Origin of the sequence: Caloramator sp. mosi_1, from assembly GCF_028622835.1 — a bacterium.
Lineage (GTDB): Bacteria > Bacillota > Clostridia > Clostridiales > Caloramatoraceae > Thermobrachium.
In genome coordinates, this window is the sequence record NZ_CP117677.1 from 63,647 (window position 1) to 86,371 (window position 22,725).

General features: G+C 32.0%; 24 protein-coding genes and 10 pseudogenes. 3 read left to right on the forward strand and 31 right to left on the reverse strand.

The window, feature by feature from the left end:
* Position 1: 1 nt before the first annotated feature.
* The 18 genes and pseudogenes from PL321_RS00455 to PL321_RS19320 all read right to left on the reverse strand — a co-directional run bounded on the left by PL321_RS00455 (position 2) and on the right by PL321_RS19320 (position 14,053).
* Positions 2 to 1,392: pseudogene (locus PL321_RS00455) on the reverse strand (glycine--tRNA ligase).
* A gap of 553 nt (positions 1,393 to 1,945) precedes the next feature.
* Positions 1,946 to 3,757, reverse strand: coding sequence for a methyl-accepting chemotaxis protein (locus PL321_RS00460; RefSeq protein ID WP_273963092.1), 1,812 nt, complete (start codon positions 3,755 to 3,757; stop codon positions 1,946 to 1,948).
* A 305-nt stretch (positions 3,758 to 4,062) separates the two neighbouring features.
* A complete protein-coding gene (locus PL321_RS00465; protein WP_273963093.1) occupies positions 4,063 to 5,238 on the reverse strand; it encodes a sugar ABC transporter permease in 1,176 nt (391 codons plus the stop codon).
* A gap of 11 nt (positions 5,239 to 5,249) precedes the next feature.
* Positions 5,250 to 6,767: pseudogene (locus PL321_RS00470) on the reverse strand (ATP-binding cassette domain-containing protein).
* A 91-nt stretch (positions 6,768 to 6,858) separates the two neighbouring features.
* Positions 6,859 to 7,883 (reverse strand): annotated as a pseudogene (locus PL321_RS00475) (sugar ABC transporter substrate-binding protein).
* 398 nt (positions 7,884 to 8,281) lie between these two features.
* Positions 8,282 to 8,707: a substrate-binding domain-containing protein gene (locus PL321_RS00480; protein WP_273963094.1), complete on the reverse strand. Its 426-nt coding sequence runs from the start codon at positions 8,705 to 8,707 to the stop codon at positions 8,282 to 8,284.
* Between the two features lie 85 nt (positions 8,708 to 8,792).
* Positions 8,793 to 9,139: pseudogene (locus PL321_RS20615) on the reverse strand (substrate-binding domain-containing protein).
* A gap of 62 nt (positions 9,140 to 9,201) precedes the next feature.
* Positions 9,202 to 10,155: a helix-turn-helix domain-containing protein gene (locus tag PL321_RS00495; RefSeq protein WP_273963097.1), complete on the reverse strand. Its 954-nt coding sequence runs from the start codon at positions 10,153 to 10,155 to the stop codon at positions 9,202 to 9,204.
* A 26-nt stretch (positions 10,156 to 10,181) separates the two neighbouring features.
* Positions 10,182 to 10,559 (reverse strand): hypothetical protein, encoded by a 378-nt coding sequence (locus PL321_RS00500; RefSeq protein ID WP_273963098.1) that lies wholly within the window; start codon positions 10,557 to 10,559, stop codon positions 10,182 to 10,184.
* Positions 10,559 to 10,861 carry a response regulator gene (locus PL321_RS00505; protein ID WP_273964316.1) on the reverse strand — a complete coding sequence of 101 codons (303 nt, stop codon included), beginning with the start codon at positions 10,859 to 10,861 and terminating at the stop codon, positions 10,559 to 10,561. Before PL321_RS00505 ends, PL321_RS00500 begins: the two co-directional genes overlap by 1 nt.
* A 79-nt stretch (positions 10,862 to 10,940) precedes the next feature.
* Positions 10,941 to 11,093, reverse strand: coding sequence for a hypothetical protein (locus PL321_RS00510; protein WP_273963099.1), 153 nt, complete (start codon positions 11,091 to 11,093; stop codon positions 10,941 to 10,943).
* Entirely contained in the window at positions 11,056 to 11,712 is a 657-nt protein-coding gene (locus tag PL321_RS00515; protein ID WP_273963100.1) for a sensor histidine kinase, read from the reverse strand. Before PL321_RS00515 ends, PL321_RS00510 begins: the two co-directional genes overlap by 38 nt.
* Before the next feature lie 42 nt (positions 11,713 to 11,754).
* A pseudogene (locus PL321_RS19300) lies at positions 11,755 to 11,910 on the reverse strand (hypothetical protein); the annotation flags it as partial.
* On the reverse strand, positions 11,889 to 12,458 hold the full coding sequence (locus PL321_RS00520; protein ID WP_273963101.1) for a CHASE3 domain-containing protein: 570 nt from the start codon (positions 12,456 to 12,458) through the stop codon (positions 11,889 to 11,891). The gene PL321_RS00520 and the pseudogene PL321_RS19300, both read right to left, overlap by 22 nt.
* Positions 12,451 to 13,292, reverse strand: a pseudogene (locus tag PL321_RS20620) (substrate-binding domain-containing protein). Before PL321_RS20620 ends, PL321_RS00520 begins: the two are co-directional and overlap by 8 nt.
* A gap of 321 nt (positions 13,293 to 13,613) precedes the next feature.
* Positions 13,614 to 13,748: a hypothetical protein gene (locus tag PL321_RS19315; protein WP_337960906.1), complete on the reverse strand. Its 135-nt coding sequence runs from the start codon at positions 13,746 to 13,748 to the stop codon at positions 13,614 to 13,616.
* 33 nt (positions 13,749 to 13,781) lie between these two features.
* A pseudogene (locus PL321_RS20625) lies at positions 13,782 to 13,826 on the reverse strand (hypothetical protein); the annotation flags it as partial.
* The gene (locus tag PL321_RS19320) at positions 13,820 to 14,053 is read right to left on the reverse strand and encodes a hypothetical protein (protein ID WP_337960907.1); all 234 of its coding nucleotides are present in this window, start codon (positions 14,051 to 14,053) and stop codon (positions 13,820 to 13,822) included. The pseudogene PL321_RS20625 and the gene PL321_RS19320, both read right to left, overlap by 7 nt.
* Before the next feature lie 157 nt (positions 14,054 to 14,210).
* Between PL321_RS19320 and PL321_RS20630 the strand changes: the two are divergent.
* The 3 genes and pseudogenes from PL321_RS20630 (at position 14,211) to PL321_RS00545 (ending at position 16,211) form a co-directional block, all read left to right on the forward strand.
* Positions 14,211 to 14,866 (forward strand): annotated as a pseudogene (locus PL321_RS20630) (response regulator transcription factor).
* Positions 14,863 to 15,027: a hypothetical protein gene (locus PL321_RS00540; RefSeq protein WP_273963102.1), complete on the forward strand. Its 165-nt coding sequence runs from the start codon at positions 14,863 to 14,865 to the stop codon at positions 15,025 to 15,027. Before PL321_RS20630 ends, PL321_RS00540 begins: the two are co-directional and overlap by 4 nt.
* A 107-nt stretch (positions 15,028 to 15,134) precedes the next feature.
* Positions 15,135 to 16,211, forward strand: a complete 1,077-nt coding sequence (locus PL321_RS00545; RefSeq protein ID WP_273963103.1) for a sensor histidine kinase — start codon at positions 15,135 to 15,137, stop codon at positions 16,209 to 16,211.
* Positions 16,212 to 16,250: 39 nt separating this feature from the next.
* Here PL321_RS00545 and PL321_RS00550 read toward each other — a convergent pair whose 3' ends face one another.
* From PL321_RS00550 to PL321_RS00610, 13 genes and pseudogenes are all read right to left on the reverse strand, one after another.
* Positions 16,251 to 16,580 (reverse strand): glycosyl hydrolase family 65 protein, encoded by a 330-nt coding sequence (locus PL321_RS00550; protein ID WP_443110709.1) that lies wholly within the window; start codon positions 16,578 to 16,580, stop codon positions 16,251 to 16,253.
* A pseudogene (locus PL321_RS20635) lies at positions 16,554 to 16,846 on the reverse strand (glycoside hydrolase family 65 protein); the annotation flags it as partial. The pseudogene PL321_RS20635 and the gene PL321_RS00550, both read right to left, overlap by 27 nt.
* Positions 16,847 to 16,883: 37 nt before the next feature.
* Positions 16,884 to 17,321, reverse strand: coding sequence for a hypothetical protein (locus PL321_RS00555; RefSeq protein WP_273964317.1), 438 nt, complete (start codon positions 17,319 to 17,321; stop codon positions 16,884 to 16,886).
* Positions 17,318 to 17,716: a hypothetical protein gene (locus PL321_RS00560; protein WP_273963105.1), complete on the reverse strand. Its 399-nt coding sequence runs from the start codon at positions 17,714 to 17,716 to the stop codon at positions 17,318 to 17,320. Before PL321_RS00560 ends, PL321_RS00555 begins: the two co-directional genes overlap by 4 nt.
* Positions 17,717 to 18,021: 305 nt before the next feature.
* Positions 18,022 to 18,566, reverse strand: a pseudogene (locus PL321_RS00565) (hypothetical protein).
* A 94-nt stretch (positions 18,567 to 18,660) separates the two neighbouring features.
* The gene (locus PL321_RS00575) at positions 18,661 to 19,779 is read right to left on the reverse strand and encodes an ABC transporter substrate-binding protein (protein WP_273963107.1); all 1,119 of its coding nucleotides are present in this window, start codon (positions 19,777 to 19,779) and stop codon (positions 18,661 to 18,663) included.
* A 244-nt stretch (positions 19,780 to 20,023) separates the two neighbouring features.
* Positions 20,024 to 20,335, reverse strand: a complete 312-nt coding sequence (locus PL321_RS00580; RefSeq protein WP_273963109.1) for an ABC transporter permease subunit — start codon at positions 20,333 to 20,335, stop codon at positions 20,024 to 20,026.
* A gap of 298 nt (positions 20,336 to 20,633) precedes the next feature.
* The gene (locus PL321_RS00585; RefSeq protein WP_273963110.1) at positions 20,634 to 20,756 is read right to left on the reverse strand and encodes a hypothetical protein; all 123 of its coding nucleotides are present in this window, start codon (positions 20,754 to 20,756) and stop codon (positions 20,634 to 20,636) included.
* Positions 20,756 to 21,421 (reverse strand): carbohydrate ABC transporter permease, encoded by a 666-nt coding sequence (locus PL321_RS00590; protein ID WP_273963111.1) that lies wholly within the window; start codon positions 21,419 to 21,421, stop codon positions 20,756 to 20,758. The genes PL321_RS00585 and PL321_RS00590 overlap by 1 nt, the downstream gene beginning before the upstream one ends.
* Positions 21,367 to 21,597 (reverse strand): hypothetical protein, encoded by a 231-nt coding sequence (locus tag PL321_RS00595; RefSeq protein WP_273963112.1) that lies wholly within the window; start codon positions 21,595 to 21,597, stop codon positions 21,367 to 21,369. Before PL321_RS00595 ends, PL321_RS00590 begins: the two co-directional genes overlap by 55 nt.
* On the reverse strand, positions 21,594 to 21,917 hold the full coding sequence (locus tag PL321_RS00600; protein ID WP_273963113.1) for a substrate-binding domain-containing protein: 324 nt from the start codon (positions 21,915 to 21,917) through the stop codon (positions 21,594 to 21,596). Before PL321_RS00600 ends, PL321_RS00595 begins: the two co-directional genes overlap by 4 nt.
* Entirely contained in the window at positions 21,914 to 22,186 is a 273-nt protein-coding gene (locus PL321_RS00605; RefSeq protein ID WP_337961018.1) for a hypothetical protein, read from the reverse strand. Before PL321_RS00605 ends, PL321_RS00600 begins: the two co-directional genes overlap by 4 nt.
* Positions 22,187 to 22,232: 46 nt before the next feature.
* On the reverse strand, positions 22,233 to 22,493 hold the full coding sequence (locus PL321_RS00610; protein WP_273963114.1) for a LacI family DNA-binding transcriptional regulator: 261 nt from the start codon (positions 22,491 to 22,493) through the stop codon (positions 22,233 to 22,235).
* Between the last annotated feature and the right edge of the window lie 232 nt (positions 22,494 to 22,725).

Consider the following 22,725-nt stretch of genomic DNA (forward strand, 5'->3'; position numbering starts at 1 on the left):
TTTAGAATTCTAATCTCTCTTCTATATATTTTGCAACTTCTTCAATTGGTATTCTAACTTGAGTCATTGTATCTCTATCTCTTATTGTAACTGAATTATCATTTAATGAATCAAAGTCAAATGTTATACAGAATGGAGTACCTATCTCATCCTGTCTTCTATATCTCTTTCCTATACTTCCTGTTTCATCGAAGTCAACCATAAACTTCTTGCTTAACATTTCATATACCTTAACTGCCTCATCAGATAGCTTCTTTGATAGAGGTAATACTGCTGCCTTAAATGGTGCAAGTGCTGGATGTAGTCTTAAAACTGTTCTTACATCTCCACCCTCTAACTCTTCTTCATCATAAGCATCTATCAAGAAAGCAAGTGCAACTCTATCAGCACCAACAGATGGCTCTATGCAGTATGGAACAATCTTTTCGTTTGTTTCTGGGTCAAAGTAAACAAGGTCTTCTCCCGAATGATTTATGTGTTGTTTTAAGTCAAAGTCTGTTCTATCTGCAATTCCCCATAGTTCTCCCCAACCAAATGGGAACTTATATTCTATATCAGTAGTAGCATTGCTGTAGTGGGAAAGTTCTTCCTTTGAATGGTCTCTAAGCCTTATGTTTTCTTCCTTCATACCAAGGCTTAAAAGCCAGTTTTTACAATATTCCTTCCAATATTCAAACCACTTTAAGTCTTCTCCTGGTTTACAGAAGAATTCAAGCTCCATTTGTTCAAATTCTCTTGTTCTAAAAGTAAAGTTTCCTGGAGTTATTTCGTTTCTAAAGGATTTTCCTATTTGTCCTATACCAAAGGGAAGTTTCTTTCTTGTTGTTCTTTGAACATTTTTAAAGTTTACAAATATACCCTGTGCTGTTTCTGGTCTTAGATAAACAAGTGCCTTTGAATCTTCTGTTACTCCCTGGAAGGTTTTAAACATAAGGTTAAATTGTCTTATGTCTGTAAAGTTTTTGCTCCACATTCTGGACAAGCAATTTCATTTTCATCTATGTACTGTTTCATCTTTTCATTGCTCCAACCATCTACAATTGGGTTGTCAACGCCTTGGCTTTTCATAAAATCTTCTATTAGTTTATCAGCTCGGTATCTTGTTTTACATTCTTTGCAGTCCATAAGAGGGTCTGAGAATCCACCAACGTGACCTGATGCAACCCAAACTTCAGGATTCATAAGAATTGCACAGTCAATTCCTACATTATATGGACTCTCCTGTATAAACTTCTTCCACCAAGCCTTCTTTACGTTGTTTTTAAATTCAACTCCAAGTGGACCATAATCCCAAGTATTCGCAAGTCCTCCGTATATCTCTGACCCTGGGAAAACAAAACCTCTTGTTTTACAAAGGGAAACAATCTTATCCATTGTCTTTTCAACTGCCATTTTTGTACCTCCTCTATTTTATTTTTTCCAAAACAAAAACCCTTCATCCCGGCAAGGGACGAAAGGTTTACTTCCGCAGTTCCACCCTTATTGGCATAACGCCCAACTTTAAGGTAGTGCTCAAGGCTGCCCTTCACTGAAGGTTACTACCGAGCTTTCACCCTCCTCGGTTCGCTAAAAGCAACTTATTCAGCTACTCCTTCCTATCATAGCACAAATATTAGTTTCGTGAACTACCTCCACTTATAGAAGTGGTGGCTTCGTGGTCAATACTCCCAGCGGAGCAAGTTATCCCACGCTCAAAGGGCTGTTCCTTCCCCAGATATACCAATTACATGGTTTATTTTAGCTTGGTTTTCGCTACATCAATAATAATTATATCATAAAAGAAGAATTTATCAAGCAACATTCATCACCCACTTACAGAAGTGTGCGACTTCTGTTGCTGTTTATGTTAAATTTTATAATAACAAATAGATATAATTTGTCAAGGGCAATTATCCTTCAATTTTAAACTTCTTAACCATATTAACTAAGCTATTAGCCATTGAACTTAAGCTTTGTGCTGTTGATGCAACCTCCTCTGAAGATGCTGAAAGTTCTTCAGAGGATGCAGCAACCTCTTCAGATGCTGCTGTATTTTCTTGAACAACAGCAGTAACTCCTTCTGCCTTTTGTAATACATCATTTTTGCCTTTTCCATAGTATCCATCTCTCTATATGTGTTATCTATAAGCGGTGCCACCTTTTCAACAGACTCTAATATCTCACCAAAGGCAGTAACTGTATTTTCAACAACAGCAGTTTGTTCTTTTACTAAACTATTAACATTATTAGATGAATTTATAACCTCTTCAACGTCTAACTGAATTAAATTAATAAGTTGTGTAATCTCTGCTGTAGACTTTTTAGATTCTTCTGCAAGTTTTCTAACTTCCTCTGCAACCACAGCAAATCCTCGTCCAGCTTCTCCTGCACGTGCAGCCTCTATTGCGGCATTTAAAGCAAGTAAATTAGTCTGTTCAGAAATTGTATTTATAGCATTTGTTATATTGTTTATCTCCTTAACAGATGTTGTTAAATTATTTACCTTATCAACAACAACTTCAAAGGATTTTTGAATTTCACCAATAGACTGTACTAATCTTTCTATTTCTCCCTTTCCTGATTTTGCTTTATAGGTTGCATTATCTGTTTCAGCTTTAACATTTTTTAACTCTCCATATAAGCTTTCTATCTTGTTTGACAAGTCTTCCATCAACGTAACTATGTCCTGTAAATCATTTGCTTGTGTAGATGAACCCTCTGCAACTTGTTGAATAGTTTTAGCAAGTTCCTCTGATGATGATGCCATTTCTTCAGAAATTGATGATAATCCCTCCGATTGGCTCAATACATCATTTGCATTTTCTATAATTTCCTTAATCATATTCTTCTGTGATTCTACCATACTCTTAAAGCTATGTTGAATATCGCCAATTTCATTGTTTTGGTTAACTTCTACTTCTATTGTATAATCTCCCTCTTGTGCTCTTTTCATTAAAGCCGACAGATTAATTAAAGGCTTTGTGATCTGAATTGATAAATAATACCCTAAAGCTATTATTGAAATCAATGTTAAAATTAATATTATAATAACTTTATATATACTCTTACTTAGTTCACTTCTATATTCACTTTCATTCATAGTTGAAACTACAATCCATTTAGTAAGCTTTGATTGTTGTATTCCACTTATTTTATCTTCTCCGTCAAGCTTATATTTTAAATTTCCACTCTTTTTCTCTATTATACTTTTACCAAAATCAAACTCATCAACAATGTTCTTTAAAACCATATCTTTATTAGGATGAGCTATTATAGTACCATCCTCAAGTAATAATGATGCATATCCTGTATTTCCAACCTTTGTTTTTACAATGTGATCAATAAGTGCTTCTAAAGTTATATCTATACCAACAACTGCCTCAGTTCCATCACTTAATCTAAATGCCTTCGCAACTGTTACCATCATATATCCTGTTGTAGTTGACTTATAAGGTTTAGTTATAATAGTATTTCCGAAATTACTTGTTGCCTCTTTATACCAAGGTCTTTGAGTTGGATCATAGTCCTTTGGCATTTCCTTCTGTGGAATTATAATAAACTCCTTGTTTTGTTTTCCTATATACACTTGAAAAAAGTTTGGGTTTGATGTCTTATAATTTGTTAATGTAGAAACTATATTTTCTTTATTGCCTGTAAGTATTGTTTCATTTTTAGTTATTGAATCCGTAGCTACCATTGACACATCAATCAAAGAATCAATATATGCAGCCTTTTCAATAGATATCTGCTTTGTTAAGTTATTTACCTTCTCTTCCACAAGCTTAATACTATTATTAACAAGAATAAAAGATACTAATAATAGAGGAATAATTGCGATTAGCACTATAATACTTGTCAGCTTGTTTCTTAGCTTTCCTCTTTTTATTTTTTCATTTTATAAATCCCTCCTCCTTTTTCCTTTTTCTGTTTAATAAAATTTATATTTTTATTCTAACATCGTCACAATTCTTTTTCAATTTTAAATTTTCGACAATATTTTTAATTTAATTTAAAAAGGTAAAGGTTATTTTAAAATTATAACCTTTACCTTTTTACCACTATAAAAAGGGGGAACTTTTCTTATCACCTGCTCTTGTTACGTGTCTTTACATCAAATATTACTGCTGCTGCAAGAACAACACCTCTTATGATGTACTGATATGATATACCAACTCCCATTAGGTTCATACCATTTATTAGAGAAGCCATAACCAGTGCACCAACTATTGAACCTGTAACCTTTCCTACACCACCTGCCGCTGAAACACCACCAACATAGGCTGCTGCAATTGCATCAAGTTCAAACAATGTTCCTGCCGTAGTTGTTGCTGATTGCAGACGTGCTGTATATAAGATTCCCGATAATGCCGCAAGTAATCCCATAGAACCAAATACTATTAAAGTTATTTTACTAACATCTATACCGCTTAGCTTGGCAGCCTCTGGGTTTCCACCTACTGCATAAATATGTCTTCCAAGGGATGTCTTTGTTGTTATTGTGTGATAAACCAAAACTACAATTATAACAATAACTACTGTCCAAGAAAGACCGTTGTATCCTGATAAAATCCAAGTAACATAACCAATTATTAAAGAAATAAATATGAGTTTTAATATAAACATCTGTTTAGATATAACTTCAAAATTGTATTTTAGTTTATTTTTTCTTGTTTTATACTCACTATATATATAGAACAAGATTGTACAAGCTCCTATTATAAGGGTTAAAAGATGTACGCCTTTAATATTAGCTATATCTGGAATAAAGCCGTTGCCAATTGCATTAAAGCTTTCATTTGGTATTATAATTGTACCTGTTCCTTCTGTTGCAAGTAAAAGTGCTCCTCTAAACACAAGCATACCTGCTAATGTTGCAACAAAGGCTGGTATACCTACGTTTGCTATTAAATATCCATTGAAAAGTCCAATTAATAAACCCAATATCAATGCTACAAGTATAGCCACAGGAACTGGTGTACCGTACTTTGTAAGTAAAATTGCTATTACTGCTCCTAAAAATCCTGCAACATATCCAACTGATAGATCTATGTGTCTTATTACAATAACCAATGTCATACCAACCGATAAAACTGCTATATATCCTGTTTGATTTATTAAGTTGCTTATATTTCTTGAAGATATAAATAGCCCGCCTGTTCCTAATGTAAATATAAGCATAATAACTGCTAAGGCTATATACATTCCATAATCACGAACATTTTGTTTTAAAAGTTGTTTTGCTTCCTTTATAAAATCCATATTCACGCCTCCTAATTAGTTGCAAGTTCCATAATTTTTTCTTGGGTGGCTTCTTCTATTGGCAATTCCCCAACAATTCTTCCGCCTGACATTACATATACCCTGTCGCTCATTCCAAGAACTTCAGGCAATTCAGAAGAAATCATAACTATACTCATACCCTGCTTTACAAGCTCATTCATTAATGTATAAATTTCATATTTTGCTCCAACATCTATTCCTCTTGTTGGTTCATCAAGTATTAATACATATGGTCTTGCAAAAGCCACTTTCCAAGAGAAACCTTCTGTTGATTTCCACCGCTTAAATTTCCAACCTTCTGCTGTATGGTTGGAGCCTTTATCCTTAAAGATTCCTTATATTCATTAGCAACCTTTATTTCCTCATTTTGATTTATAAAACCCTTTTCACATAAACTCTTTAAGTTTGACAAGGTAATATTTGCTTTTATATCATCAATTAAAATTAAACCATTTCCCTTTCTATCTTCTGTTACATACGCTACACCAGACTTTATAGCATCCTTTGGTTTTAAAAATCTCTTTTTCTCACCGTTTACATATATATCTCCCTTTAGCCTATAGCCCTTTGAGTTACCAAATATGCTAAGGGCAAGTTCAGTTCTTCCTGAACCCATAAGGCCTGCAATTCCAACTATTTCTCCCTTTCTTACATTTAAAGATACATCGTGTAATATTTCTCTATTCAAATTTAGGTCATAGGCACTTAAATTTTTAACCTCAAGTACTTTATCACCAAACTCCTTTATATTTCTCTTTGGATATATATCATTTATTTCTCGACCAACCATATGCTTTATAATGATATTTTCTGTTATTTTATCTTTACTTGCATCAAGTGTGCAGATTGTTTTTCCATCTCTTAATACTGTAATAGTATCAGCAACCTCTAAAACTTCCTTTAGCTTATGGGATATTAAAACGCAGGTTACTCCGTGTTCCTTTAGTTCTTTTATTAATTTAAGAAGATTTTCACTATCATCCTCATTTAATGCTGCTGTAGGTTCATCAAGTATTAAGAGCTTTACATCTTTACTTAAGGCCTTTGCTATTTCAACAAGCTGTTGCATTCCAACTCCAAGGTCCTTAATTTTAATCGAAGGATTTATGTTAAGTTTAACCTTCTTGAGCATCTCCTTTGCCCTTACAATTGTCTCTTCCCAATCTATAAATTTTCCTTTTTAATTTCGTGTCCCAAAAATATATTCTCATATACTGTAAGTTCTGGTATTAGGGCAAGTTCCTGATAAATAGTTACAATACCTACTCTTTCGCTATCTGATATATGTGAAAACTTTTGAACAGTTCCATTAAAAACTATATCTCCTGTATATTCTCCATAAGGGTACACACCACTTAAAACCTTCATTAAAGTTGATTTACCAGAACCATTTTCACCAACTAAACAGTGAATTTCTCCTCTTTAACTTTGAAATTAACATTATCTAAGGCCTTAACCCCTGGAAATGTCTTGGTTATGTTTTTCATCTCTAAAATATAATCGCTCATAACACCGCTCGCTCCTTGATTTAACATTTAAATACTTTATGAAGGAATAGTGATAGCTACAGCTACCACTATTCATATCTTGAGATCCCTATTACTTAATTCCTGTAAAATCTGAAGCATTGTAGTAACCTGAATCAATCAAGGCTTGTTTTACATTTTCCTGTGTTACAACTATTACTTCAGTTTGCTTTGCCTTAACATCTATCTTACCGTTGTTGTATGAGCCAGTTGTCTTTGGTTCTTTACCATCTAATAGATCTTTAGCCATTCCTATAGCATCCTTAACAAGTGTTCTAACATCCTTAAATACTGTCATTGATTGTTTTCCATCGATGATGTATTGGATTGAAGCCTTTTCTGCATCTTGTCCTGTTATCTTATAGCTTGTAACATCCTTATCAGCTGCAAATGCATCTGCTATTGCACGAGCAGTACCATCGTTTGGAGCTAATATAAATACATTACCCTTATCTTCCTTTGTTGCAGCTGTTAAGTGTGCTTCTGCCTTATTCTTAGCTTCGTTAAAATCCCAGTTTGTAGTTACTTGTCCTATTATTCTACTCATTTCATCACGAGTAAGCTTTGCCTTTCCTTGAAGTGCAACTGCTTCACTTGAGTTCTTTATAACAAATGTTCCATCTGCAATCTTTGGTTGAAGAACATTCCAAGCACCTTCAAAGAATAGGAATGCATTGTTGTCTGATGCTGCTCCAGCATATAGATATAATGGGTTTCCTTTGCCTTGAGCTTGTTCTACTAAGTATCTTGCCTGTGCTTCACCTACTGCTACACTGTCAAATGTTACATAGTAATCAACCGCATCTGTATTAGTTATTAATCTGTCATAGGATATTACCTTTATACCTTCCTTTTAGCTGCCTCTGCTGCTGCAGCTGCTGCACTACCATCGTGAGGACAAATTATTAATACTTTTATTCCCTTAGCTATAAGTGCATCAACATTTTCCTTTTCCTTTGCTGATGAACCTTGGCTAAATAGAATTTCAACTGAATAGTTTGTGTCCTTTAGTGCATCCTTAAATCTTGTTTCATCTTGAACCCATCTTGGTTCATCCTTTGTTGGTAAAACTATACCAACATCTACTTTTTGTTCCACACGATGTCAAAGCAAACATCATTAAGCCTAACAATAAAGCTGAAATAAATTTTTTCATATAGAACCCCCTGTGATTTAATTGTTGTTTTTGTTTGCTAATTAAAAATTTTCTGATTAATTAGCTTCAACTAAATTATTGCATATTTATTTCAACTTGTCTCTGTAGGTATTTGTGCAGGATAAGTATAATTTAGTTAATTGTCTTAATATTTAAAAAATAATAAGTAATTTTTGTTGCAAAATTTTGCAGTTTAAAATAAAAGATTTATTATATTGCTGTTGAAAAAGATAAGATAAACCCCTTGAAGGGATTTCTTTGGCATTACTTCATTTTAAAATCCTTTCAAGGGGCAAATTTATAGTTTAAATATCTTTTATCTTTATCAGCAGCCTGTTTATTATTTTTTAAGATACACTTCCTCTTTTAAATGAAACCCATCTTTTATTATTGTTTCGTCTATATTATTTTTATCTACTGCAATTGGTTCTAAGACGTAATATGGAACATAGTATTTACCATCAAATATTTTGCTACTTGTCTCAATAGGTTCATTTTTAACAAGCTTTATGGCCATCCTGATTGCCGCTTCTGCAAGTCTATCTATAGGCTTATATATAGTCATAAGCTGTGTACCCTCTACTATTCTCTGACAAGCCCAAAGGTCTGCATCCTGTCCTACTACCAAAACCCTTCCTATCTGTCTATGTTCAGACAGTGCCTCAATTACACCTTCTGCCAAGCTGTCATTACCAGAGATTACTGCATCTATCTTTGAATTTTTCTGAAGTTCCCTATCAACAACATTAAAGGCATATTCCCTCATCCAATTAGGTGACCATTCTTCCCCACTATTTTTATCTGTCCATTACTTATATACGGTGACAACTTTTTATCATATCCTTCCTTAATCATCTTTGTATTGTAGTCATTTTTGCTCCATTTACTATTAAAATGTTGCCATATCTTATTTTACTCAAAATTCCCTCTGCCATTAGCTCTCCAACCCTAACATTATCGAAACTAATATACAGGTCAACATTTGAATTAAGTACAAGTCTATCATAGGAAATTACAGGTACTCCCTCTCCTTTGCCATTTGAACTGCACTTTGGGCCTTTATGTAATCGTTTGGTACAAGCAAAAGTACATCTATTCCTTCATCCAATAAATACTTAACCTGATTTAATTGGTCTTGATCATCATTGTTGGCATTTTGAACTATTATTTCTGCATCAAATTCCCTTGCCTTTGCCATCAAAATATCTCTATCTTTAATCCATCTTTCTTCCTTTAGAGTCCCTAAGGCAAAACCTATTCTTATCTTCTTTTTTCATCTTTATTTTTCTCCTCCGAAAATAAATGAACATAGGGCTTATATAATTTTATAAAAATCAAGGCTGTTTGTATTATTAAAAGAAGAAGAAGTACAACCAATATGGAATTTCTTAAAAACTTATCTTTAACCAACATAATCCCCCTTATCCTGCAAGCAGCTCTATATTCTGTTGGCGTCATTCCTGTTATCTTCTTAAATATCTTACAGTAATAATTAGGATCGTTATATCCTATCTCTTGGCATATTTCCTTTATACTAAGGCTCTTGTTTGATAATAACTGCATTGACTTTTCTATTCTAAATTCTGTTAAATAGTCAGTAAATCCTTTACCTATTTCATTTTTAAATATTTTACTAAGATAATGATAGCTTATATTAACATACTGTGCTGCATCCTGAAGGGATATATCCTCTTTATAGTTTTTGTTTATAAACTCTAAAACCTTAGATATAATATCATCTACCTGCTGCTGTCTTCTATTTTGAATTTCAAAGGAGATTTCTGAAAGATACTGTAAAAAGCTCCTTCTTATTTCATTTAGCTCCTCATCTTTTAGAACTGTTAAAACAAATCTCTCCTTTAAAATATTTAGATTGTCAATTTTGTAGGGAATAACTTTATCTATACTAAAGGCTAATTCTATAAGTTTAGTTTTTATTTTGTATACATCACTAATGTATGCATTGCTCAGCCAAACATATATGGATTTAAATATCTCCTTTGCACCATTTAAATCCCCTGAAACTATATAGTTTAAAAATGCAGTTTCAAGATTCCAAGGATAAACGTCGTTATTATTTATGTCAGGGTTTATATCATCATAATGGACTATAGTTTGTCCATTATTTATGGAAGATGCAATATATGCCTCATTACAGGATTTATTAAAATTTTCTATACTGTAAACTCCTCCTATTCCTATTCTATATCTCAAATTAGATACACCCTTTATCTTTTCTTCTAACTTTTTGCAATTTCGATGGACTTATATTTAGAAAATGCATATTCCTCCTCATCAGTTGGGATAAAGGCCACAATCCTATCTAATAAAGGATTAGATATAATACAAGGAACGATACTTTTTAGTTTTATTTTAAATAGGTCATAGAAATTCTGTTTATTAGACTTTTCCTTATGGACAGTATCACCTATTAACTTGCTGTCAGTTTCAAGTGAAATACTCATAACATAACCCTGTTTTAAAGACATATTAAAAACATTTTCATAGAAACCCACATCGTTTAATGTACCTATATTAAACATCTTGTATGCTATAAATTGTCCTTCTAAGAAGGGTACTATGTTATTTATTCTCTCCTTTAATTCTACCTCTAACATTATGTTTTTTTTCTGTTTTCTATTGCATTTTTTAGGTTATTAATTGTTTCAATGAGCTTTGTCTTGTTTATAGGCTTTAAAAGGTATTCAAAAACACCAAGATTTAATGCCTCCTTTGCATAATCAAAATATTCATAGGCTGTAAGTATTACAAAATATATATCGCTGTTTGTAGCCTTAATCTGTCTAATAGCCTCTATTCCATTTATTCCAGGCATATGTATATCCATAAAAACTATATCTGGCTTTGTTTGAATAGCCTTTTCTATAGCTTCACGTCCTGTTCCTGCAGTTTCAACAATTTTTACATCATCAAAGTTTTTTCTATTATCATTTTTAAATACTCAAGAACAAGATATTCATCATCTACTATTAAAACCTTCAACATACTTTTAATCCCCCTTTACCCATACTAAATCTTGGTATCTTTAAGGTTACTTTAGTTCCTTCATCTATCTTACTTTCAATACTAATTAATCTGTTCCTGTCATTTATATCAAACAATAACTCTAATCTTTCTAAAACATTCTTCATTCCTATTCCTGTTACGTGTTTTTGTAATTTCTTCATCTGCATTTGATGAAATTATACCCTTTATACAATCCTCATCCATTCCCATTCCGTTATCAATTACATCAATCAATACATAATCAAGTTCTGTCTTAACATTAATGTGGATTTCTCCTTTTCTTTCAAGATGTTGAAGTCCGTGTATATAGGCATTTTCAACAATTGGCTGCAAAGTTATTCTTGGTATTTTAGTGTCTAATGCCATTTCATCAATATCTGTATAAAAATCAATCCTATTTCCAAACCTCATCTTTAGAATCTGCATATAATTTATAACGTGTTCTATTTCATCCCTTAAGGGAACAAGATCGTCAATATTTTTAAGGTTGTATCTAAATAGTTCTGCTATATTTTCAATAAAATCTGATGTCTGTTCAGCCCCTTCAATTAATGACAGCTGTGCTGCTGCATTTAATGTATTAAATAAAAAATGGGGGTTTATTTGTGATTGAAGGTACTTAAGTTCTGCCTCCTTAAGCAGACTACCCATTCGTAGATTTTGAAGTTCCTGCTCTTTAAGCCTATTTTCCATCTCTGCTTGCTTTTTAAGCTCACCTATATAATTTTTAATGCTCTCAACCATTTTAATAAAAGCACCTGTTAATATATCTGTCTCATCACCTGTATGGGTTTGGGTTAGTTTGACCTCTAAATCACCCTCTGTTATTCTTTCTGCATACTTTGATAGTTCTGATATTGGTCTTATTAATCTATAGGTAGCAGCTACTGCAATATATAATGTAACAATAACGGATACAATTATTGCAAAAAGTTTAAAAATATTATAAACCTCATATTGCTATTTATATTTTGATACCTTTCTGTTCCTCCCTTTAAAGTATTGTCTAATAACTTATTGTTGTACTCATTTATGTATTCGCTTATTTGGGTAACTCTCTCAAAATTTGCTATATATCTGCTGCTTATTCTTCCACGCTTTGCTAATACAGCCTTGTCAGTTTCTGATAGTAATTCATCAAGCATATTACCCATATCCTTCAGTATTAAATTATCTTCGTTGTAGTCTAAAGCCCTGGGTATTTCCCTTGATATCACTTGGAGTCTATTGTAGTAGTCATAATATCTAAGAAGACTTTCTGAGGATGCAGTAGTTAAATATTTCTCAAGTTCTGTAATAAGATTATTTACAGTATTTTTAACATTATTTATGTAAATATAATCCTTTATTATTCTATTTGTGTTATTTAAAACTATATTAGCACTATAATAAGAAAAAAGACTTATACTGCTTAAAAACAATATTATAAATAAAAAGTATATTATTAACTTTTTTCGTATACCGAAAAACTTTAAAAACTCTCTATTCATAAAGACTCTCCCACTTTATAATTTTTTCATTCTCATTGTTAGTTTTCTTAAATTCCTCAATTGTATCTTTTGTTAAAACTTTTAATTCGGTATTTATATAATATGGAACATTTTTAGACAATTTTATATCTATAAGAGCCTTTACACTTTCATATCCCATCTGAAAGGGATTGCTTGATATAGTTCCATATATAATTTCCTTATCAATGTATCTTAATATATCTTCTGAACTTCCATAGCCTACAAGTACAATTTTACCGACCTTGTTTCTATCTACGACAAGCTGTGCTGCCCCTAATGTATCGGCTGAACTTACAGTAAAAATAGCATTTATATTTTCTTCAGAATCTATAATCTTTTGAGTTATTTCCTCAGCACTCAATATTCCCATCTTTGATGTGTATGTTTTTACAACCTTCATATCTGGATAATCCCTAATAGCACTAAAAAATCCATTCATCTTCAAATTATTCTCAACTATATCTTGGTTTAAATCGCTGCTTGTAATTATTGCTATATTAGCCCTTCCCCTGTTGCTTTCATAATTAGCTCGGCCGCCTTTTTTCCAACTTCAAAGCTATTTACACCAATAAATGAATACCTTTTACTTTTATTATCATCATTCTCTATTGTTACTACTGGAATTCCCTTAAAATATGCCTTATCTATTAAACTTGTAAAATCTTCTGCAGTAGAAACGTGAGTTATTATTCCATCAACCTTAGATAAAATAGCAATATCAAGATATTTTAACTGTTCCTTTGGATCATTAAATCTTGGAGAACAAAATTCTATTACCACGTTATTATCCTTTGCCGCCTTCTTTGCCCCCATTATTACCTCTTTCCAAAAGGGATCTATGGAGTTTTGGGTGATAAAATAAAAATGGTATGTTGGCTTTGCAAAAACTGGTTGTACACTATCATTTTTGAATAGATAAGAATTAACCCCGCTATCAAGTTTGCAATAATTAAAATTAATATAGCTTGTCTATTAATAAAATCTATAAATCTTTTAACATCCCTACCCCACCTTGTCACAAAATTCTCAATATTCATTATATCATAAAAATAATATATTGAGGAATTTATAAAGTATACAGATAAGACTTATTAAAGATTATCATATAAAAAAATTAGGGAGATGTCCCCCTAATTACTTATTATATCCTCTTCTCATACCTTTCCCTAAACCTAAACCATTTCCTTGTCCTTTTCCTTGACCATTTCCAAAGCCTACACCATATTTTTGTCCAAGCCTTTGTGAACCTGTTCCATCACAGTTTGCCATATTATTTTTGATTGAATTATAAATCTCATCTGCCTGTTCTTTTGTTAATCTTCCTTCCTTTACTCTTTGGTCTAATATTTCTTTTTATTCTTTAGCATTTCATTTTTAAATTCTTCAAGCTTTCCTGCTTCCTTTGCTATTGTTCCATATGTTTTTCCTTGTGCCCTTTCTTGATATAGTGTCTCTACAGTTTTTCCTGTAAGTTTTGATACTATATCAACTGGTCTTGTTGCTGCATAAGCAAGTGCAGTTGTAGAAAGTACTCCTGCTACTAATAGTCCTAATGCTATCTTTTTCATTTTCATACTAATCACCCTCCAATAATTTTATTATCTTTATTTTTGATTATATTTTTATAATGTGATTTATTTGTGGGATTTTTGTGTAGATTCTGTGAAGTTGATTTTATTTTTTGTTTTTATATATTAATATATAGTTAAAACAATATTAGGTGGTGATATTATGAGTAGAATTCTAATAGTTGAAGATGAAGATAAATTAAGACGTGTTTTAAAACTTTATCTTGAAAAGGAAGGCTATCTTGTTGATGAAGCAAAGGATGGTGAAGAAGCTATTAATTTATTTTCTCCCATTACTCATTCACTTGTTATTCTTGATGTTATGCTACCTAAACGCGACGGCTGGAGTGTTTTAAGAACAATAAGAAGAGAAAGTGAAGTTCCAGTTATTATGCTAACTGCACGTGGTGAAGAGGATGATAAACTGTTTGGTTTTGATCTTGGTGTTGACGACTATGTTGTAAAACCAGCAAGTCCAAGGGAAATAGTTGCAAGAACTCGTGCTATTTTAAAAAGAGTTCAAAAACTAAAGAAGCCGAAGAATTTAATATAGATAAATCTGCAAGAGAAGTAAAAATAAATGGAAATAAAATTGATTTAACCTTAAAGGAATTTGAACTGCTTTTATATCTTTATGAAAATAAGAACATTGCAATATCAAGAGAGCAAATACTTGATGCTGTTTGGGGATATGAATATTTTGGAGATTTAAGAACAGTTGATACCCATATAAAAAACATTAGAGAAAAGCTTGGGGAATATCGTGAATATATCCAAACCGTTAGAGGTTTTGGGTATAAATTTGAGGTGAAAAAATGAAGGGAATAAGATTAAAGTTAATTGTTTATACAAGCCTTCTTATGATTATTCTTTTAGTGTTTAACATACTGCTTCAAAGTAACATATTAAACAGATACTACTCTAATACTGAAAAAGATAAACTTATTTCCTATGCAAGGATTATTGAAAAAATCTTTTAAATCCAAATGAACTTTCTTCAGAAGTAAGTAAAATTTCAAGCACTCTAAATGCAAGAATATCTATTTATGACAAAGAAGGCAAAATTATTTATAGAGAATATTCACATATGATGGGTATGACCGGAAAAATAATGAACATTGAAAACGCGTATCTAAACAAAGTTTTAGAAGGTCAAACTATTTATAGAACAGATGAAGTTATGTTAAGGCATAGCAAAATTATTTATCTTGGCTATCCTGCAAAAATTAACAACAATGTTTTTGCCATATTTATTCATATACCGACAGTTGAAATAAATAATGCTGTATCTAATATATCAAAGCAATTTACTTACCTCTTATTATTTGCAATAGGTTTATCCTTCATTGGAGCATACTTAATTAGCAGCAAATTTACAAAACCTATAATAGAAATAAATAATGCTGCAAGAAAAATATCAGATGGAGATTACAGCGTAAGACTTAGTATCAACACTGACGATGAAATAGAGGAACTTTCAAAAACCATAAACTCAATGGCTGAAAACCTATCTAAAACTGAAAAGTTAAGAAGAGACTTTATAGCAAATGTTACCCACGAGTTTAGAACACCACTTGGAATTATTAGAGGATATGCAGAGGCACTCTATGATGATATTGTTCCTATTGAAGAAAGAAAGGAATATATACAAGATATAATAGAAGAAGTTGAAAGACTAAACAAGCTTGTTAATGAGAACTTGGAACTATCTAAAATTGAATCAGGAAATATAAATTTAAAAAGTGAAAGAATAAATCTATATAAGCTATTAATTGACATAGTTGATAAAATAAAAATATTAAAGGGTAATAGAAGTATTATAATAAATGGTACTGATACCTTCATAAACGGCGATAGTTATTACATCGAAATGGCAATATTAAATATACTATCAAATTCAATAAAACATACAAAGGACGACGGAATAATTGAAATTAATATTAGTAATCAAGATAATCCACAAATAACTATAAAGGATAATGGTGAAGGAATTGAAGAAGAGCACCTACCGTATATATTTGAAAGATTTTATAGAGTTAAAGAAAAGGGTGTTGGAGGGCTTGGACTTTCTATTGCTAAGGAAATAATTAAACTTCATAGGGGTAGCATACAGGTTAAAAGCAAGGTAGGAGAGGGAACTACTTTTACTATACAATTTAAATGATAAATAATTTGAGCCACCTAAATGGTGGCTCAGGCGTACCTAAATTAGTACTTCTACATCCCTATTCTTTGAAAGTATCATAGTACTATCATATACTAAAACCTCTATTTCTTCACCTTCCAATAATTCTAATCTAACCATCTTCTTATCAACTTCTACTTTAATCAGACGTCCTCTATAATTTACTCTAAAGGAATATTTCTTCCACTTATCAGGTATTATTGGCTCAAACTTTATTTTATCATTGTATATTCTAAAGCCTCCAAATCCAAAAACAATTCCCATCCAGGACCCTGCCATATTTGCTGCGTGAATTCCATCCTTTGTATTTCCGTGATGGTCATCTAAGTCCATTCTTGCTGTTCTCATAAAATAGTCGTATGCTTTGTCCTTATATCCTATATCACAGGCTACAATGCTAAATATGCAAGGTGACAAAGAAGAATCGTGGGTTGTTACCCTTTCATAATAATCATAATCCCTCTTTTTTGTTCCTTTGAAAATTTTTCACTGTGTAAAAATAATGCAAGAACCCAATCTGCCTGCTTACATACCTGATGTCTATATATAACAAGTGGATGATAATGTAAAAGTAAAGGATACTTATCCTTTGGAGTATTTTCAAAATCCCATATTTTTTGCTTAAGAAGGTATCATCCTGTGGATGTATCTTTAATTTGTCATCGTATGGAATATACATACCATCTGATGCTTTTTCCATTCATCAAGTTCCTTATCCTCTAAGTTAATCTTTTGTTTTAATTCATCATAATTTTCCCTATATTTATTTTTTAACATTTGAGCAATATCATAGGCAAATTGTAAATGTTCCTTTGCCATTATATTGGTGTAGGCATTGTTATTTACCATTGCTGTATATTCATCTGGACCTGTTACTCCATCTAAGCAAAAACCTTTTCCCTCAACATAATGGCCTAAGTCCGCAAAAATTCTTGCTGTTTCAAAAAGCATTTCTGCACCACAGTTTAACATAAAATCTATATCACAAGTTGCTTCAAAATATCTTTTTATTGCAAAGGCAATATCTGCATTAATATGATATTGTGCAGTTGATGCTAAAAAGTAGGCTGAACATTCTTCACCATTTATAGTTCTCCAGGCATAAAGGGCACCTTTTTATGAGCCATTTCTCTTGCCCTTTCTCTTGCTTTGTCTAAGGTATTGTATCTATACTCAAGGAGTTTTCTTGCTACATTAGGCATTGTATAGGTAAATAGAGGTATAATATACATTTCTGTATCCCAGAAATAGTGACCCTCATATCCTTCTCCAGTTAATCCCTTTGCACCTATGTTTGTAAGTCCATCTCTACCTGTGGATTGAAGTATGTGAAACATATTAAATCTAATTCCCTGCTGTAAAAAATCATCTCCATCTATTTCTATATCTGCTCTATACCAAAAGTTATCCATATACTTCTTTTGTTCTTCCTTTAATGCATTGTACCCAAATCCTATAACTTCCTTTGTTATTTTTTGTTTCATTTCTTCTAATCTATCTAATTCATACTCTCTTGAATTTACGAATACTACATACTTTATAAGTTCAATTTCCTCTTCTCTTTTAGCTTCAATATTATACTCAAAACCAAGCCTATAATCTTCATATAAATATCTTTTATTATAATTTAAGGCTCCACTTAGCTCCTCAGATATAGAACAAATTAGATTTAATTTAGAATTCTTAGTAGTAGAATATACCTCATACCTGTTATCTTCTAAAACTCTTTTATCTATATTAAAGGCTCTTCCAACAATACCTGAACCAACCCTTGGATCATCCTCTGACGTTAAATTTTTACATCTAAATCCATATAAGATGCTATATCAATTCCCCCATCAAAGTTGAGGGGCTTAATTTTCAGTTTAACTAAAGCCGCATTTTTATATTTTAAACTTGCAAATCTTTCAAAGTTTAACTCTACCTCTTTTCCTGATTTTGTTCTCCAGACTACTCTTCTTTTAAGTACAGCTTCCTTTAAATCTAATACCCTCTCATATTCTAAAATATTTGAGTTTAGCATATTAAACTCTTCATCATCTATACTTATATTTATAGCCTTTGGATTAAAAACATTTAGCATAGTTTGACCTATTTCTGGGAAAGCATAGGCCTTTTCACCATATTTTATTTGGTGGGTTTCATAAAAACCATTTATAAAGGTGCCTTCTACTGAATATTTCTTATCAAGGCCTTCTTCAAAGCTTCCCTAAGCCCTATATATCCGTTTGCTACTGTAAATAATGTTTCATTTACAATGCTATTTTCTTTATCAAATTCCTTCTCTATTATTTTCCATTCATCAACAGCTATATTGTTTTTTACTTCATTCATTACAACATCTCCCTTCTGCCATATACTAGTTAAATAACTGGAGCTTTATTGTCTCCACTTTATAAATTTGGCATGCTTAACGCATGCCAAATTACTATTTACCAGCCTTTTGTTTTGCATCTTCTATAACATTATGGTATTTATCTAATGTAGTCTTAACATCTTTTCCTTCTAATACAATTTCCTTTAATGCATCATTTAGTGCCTTATCTACATCTGCCCAATAAACGATATTAGGTCTTGGTTCTGCAACCTTCATTGCCTCATTTATAGCTTCAAAATATGGCTTTTGCCAATCTTCAACTTGTCCGTAAGCATCACTTCTTGCTGAAGGCCAAGCAAGCTTTGAAGCCAACTTTTCTTGTACTGGTTTTGACATTAAGTATTCCATAAACTTTAATGCTAAATCCTTATTAGGTGAACCTACTGGTATTCCTAAAACGTCTCCACCTAAAACCTTTGAAGCCTTTACTGGACCTGCAAATCCACCGTATGCCTTAATTTCCTTCTTTCCTCCGTCTTTAACGATAACATTTACACCAAATGGCCAGTTAGCAGCAAGATACATTGATTCTTCAGCAACAAATCTATTAGTTGTATTCCAGTCAGCCTTTAATGAATCTGGTGATAGATATGGCCAAAGTTCCTTTAAGAATGTATAAGCCTTAACGCTTCCTTCATCGTTTAATACAAGTGGATCTCCTCCTGCTTGTCTTATAAACTCAAATAATTGAACAGTTGTATTTCCATCAAATACAGCCTTAATACCTACTTTACCTATTCCTTCCTTTTCCTTCAATACCTTAGCTACATTTAGTAATTCATCCCAAGTCTTAGGAGGTGTTAAACCATATTGGTTAAATTTATTTTCATTGTAAAAATTAATTTCTACATTTGGTCTGAATGGTAAGAAGTATAGTTTTCCATTAAACTCTCCAACCTTGGTTAATGAAGGTATAATCTCTGCTGGTATTTTACTTCTAAAATCTGATAAATCCTCAACTAATCCCTTATCCACAAGTGGTGCAAGTGCCATATTATCCTGTGCAATTAAATCTATTTCTGTTTTTCCAGCTTGCTTCATTGCTTCAAGCTTCTTTACAACATCCCCTGATTCAACTTGAATAGCTTCAATTTTGCAATTATTTGCCTTTTCAAACTCTGGGAAGATTTCATCCCTCATAACCTTCCATTCTTCTTCACCAAGTCCCATAGTAACTCTTAGTGTCTTGGTTTCACTTGTTGTGTTTTCTTTTTACCACATCCTGCAAAAACTCCTACTGTCAAAACTAATGCAAGTGAAGCTGCAAATAGTTTTGAATTTCATTTATATTCCCCCTCTAACTTTAATTTTTATTTAAACTGCATATGCAGTTATCAACCCTTTACTGCTCCTCCTAAATAGTCTGATCTTATATACCTTTGAAGAGCAAAGGTAATTATAAGAACAGGAATAGTTAATATTGTTGAATAAGCTGCTTGTTGGAAAAACCACCTCTTAAAACATAATAGTAAATTTGTAATGGCAAGGTCTTTGTAGTTAGTGATAAGTATAATGCATAGGTAAACTCATTCCAGGAATTTAACCAAGTAAACATAGCTGCAACTGCAAGACCTGGAGCTGCAAGAGGAAATACAACCTTTATAAGTGTTCTTATTCTTCCTGCACCATCAATTGATGCAGCCTCTTCAAGGTCTACTGGTATCGTTTCAAAGGTAGATACAAGTATCCAAGCTATAAAGGGTAATTGTTCAATTAAATGAGCCATAACCAGTCCAATATTTGTATCTAGTAAATTCCATTTTAAAAGGTTACAGATATAGGAAGTGCGATACCTACATTAGGAAACATCCTTGTAAAAATAGAGTTAGTATTATCGCATATTTAATTTTTTTATTAAATCTTGATATAGCATAAGAAGCAGGTGCTGCAATTATTATTGCAAAAACCATTGTCAAGGTAGCAACTATTAAACTTTTAAGAAGGGGGCCACAAATTACCTGACTTAAACACCTGCTCCCAATGTCTAAAGTCAAATTGCGTTATAAAAAACTTTGGATGGCTCGTTAATACTTCTGATGGAACTGCAAAGGAAATTCTAAAAGAATATAAACTGGTATAACCATAAATAATACTATAAGAACAATTCCAATATAAAATAGTGCCGATTTTAAAAACTTACCCTTCATTACCTTTCTGCCCCTCCTTCTACTGCCCTAAAATATATAAACATAAATACCATAATTATTATAAGCAAGACTGTTGATGCAGCAGCTGAAGCATTTAAATTGTTATAGGAATATTCATCATATGCTAATGTAGCCAAAAAGGGTGTAACTCTTCCTGCAAGTATCTTCGGAAGTTCAAAAATTCTAAAGGAATCAACTGCCCTTAATATTACAGTCATTGTTATTGACGGCTTTAACAAAGGAAGTGTTATTTTAAAGAATGTCTGTAATTTTCCTGCACCATCTATGGCTCCTGCTTCATATACTTCTGTTGGAATCGATTCCAAACCTGCCAATAATAAAAGTACAACTATAGGTAGTACTTTCCAAGAATCTGCTACAGCAATTACAAAAATGTTTTTTATTCCACCTGATGTCCAAGCTATTGGTTTATTTATAATACCTAACTTGTACAAAAATTCATTTAAATATCCCTGTGTTCCAAAAATATACAATAATGTTACACCAGAAACTAATGTAGGAACTCCCATTGGCAAAAGAACAAGTGACCTAACTAAGCCTTTACCTTTAAAGTTATATTTTAATGCCATAGCTATAAAAAGACCTAAAACTAATTGAAGGCTGACTCCAACAATTGTAACTGCAATAGTATTAATGATAGCCATATTAAAATCTTTTTAGCAAATAGATATTTATATGTTTCAAGTCCAAAGACACCTGATTTGTTTTGAAATCCAAGTAGGATAGTTTTAAATATTGGAATAACTGTAAAACCTAAAATATATAACGCCAAAGGCAATATAAAAAGTATTTCTAAATAGTACTTTTTTATTTTATTCATATTCCCCCCATTTCTTTACAGGATTTTCGTTCTATTATCTCATAATTCAAGATAATATTTTTGGGTGCCTCTTCACCATTTAAAAGTTTTATAAGGGTTTGCATACCCTTTGTTCCCATCTCATACCTTGGCTGTTTTACTGTTGTAATGGGTGGATAAAAATATTCTGCAAGTTCAATACCGTCAAATCCAACTAAAGAAAAATCATCGGGTATCTTAAATCCTCTTTGCATTGCACAGGACGCAGCACCAACTGCCATAGTGTCAGAAGCTGCAAATATAGCTGTCGGTTTATCCTTTTGATTTAAAATCTTTTTCATAGCATCATAACCGCTTTTAAATTTATAGTTTCCATAAAAATTAGATTATCATCAATATCAATACCATTTTCCTTTAAGGCTTTTTTATAACCCTCAAGTCTTGGTATTCCTGCATTTGGATCGTTCTTTTCTCCTGCAATCATAGCAATCTTTTTATGTTCTAATTTTATCAGGTATCTAACTGCTTCATAAGCAGCACGTTCATTGTCTATTATTACACTGTGGAATTCTTCTTCAGCATCCTTTGTTGATATTAATACAATTGGTATGCCAGTTGTTTTAAATTCCTTTTTAAGGTCCTATTGATTGTGTTACTTATAAACAATATTCCATCTGCCTTTTTTCCTTTAGCATATTAAGTGCTTCTTTTTCCTTTTCTCTTTTTAAATCTGTATTTAAAAGTATTATGTTGTATTTAAAGTCTTTTGCAACATCTTCAATTCCTCTTACAATCTCAGGATAAAAGGCACTCGATATGTCAGGTATTATAACACCTATTGTTTTTGTAGAATTAATCTTTAAACTCCTTGCAATAGCATTCGGCTTATAGTTAAGTTCTTCTATTGCTTCTAACACTCTTTTTCTTATTTCCTCTGAAACTGAAGGGTGATTATTTATTACCCTTGATACAGTTCCTACACCTACATTTGCCTTTTTGCAACGTCCTTTATTGTTGCTGCCATCTTATCACCCTCTTGGAAACGTTTCATCATTTTTATATTATCATAATTTTATTATAATTTCAATAATTCAACTTATTTTTTGAAATAAAAAAGAGGGATAAATATGTATTACTTGAATTCGGCAA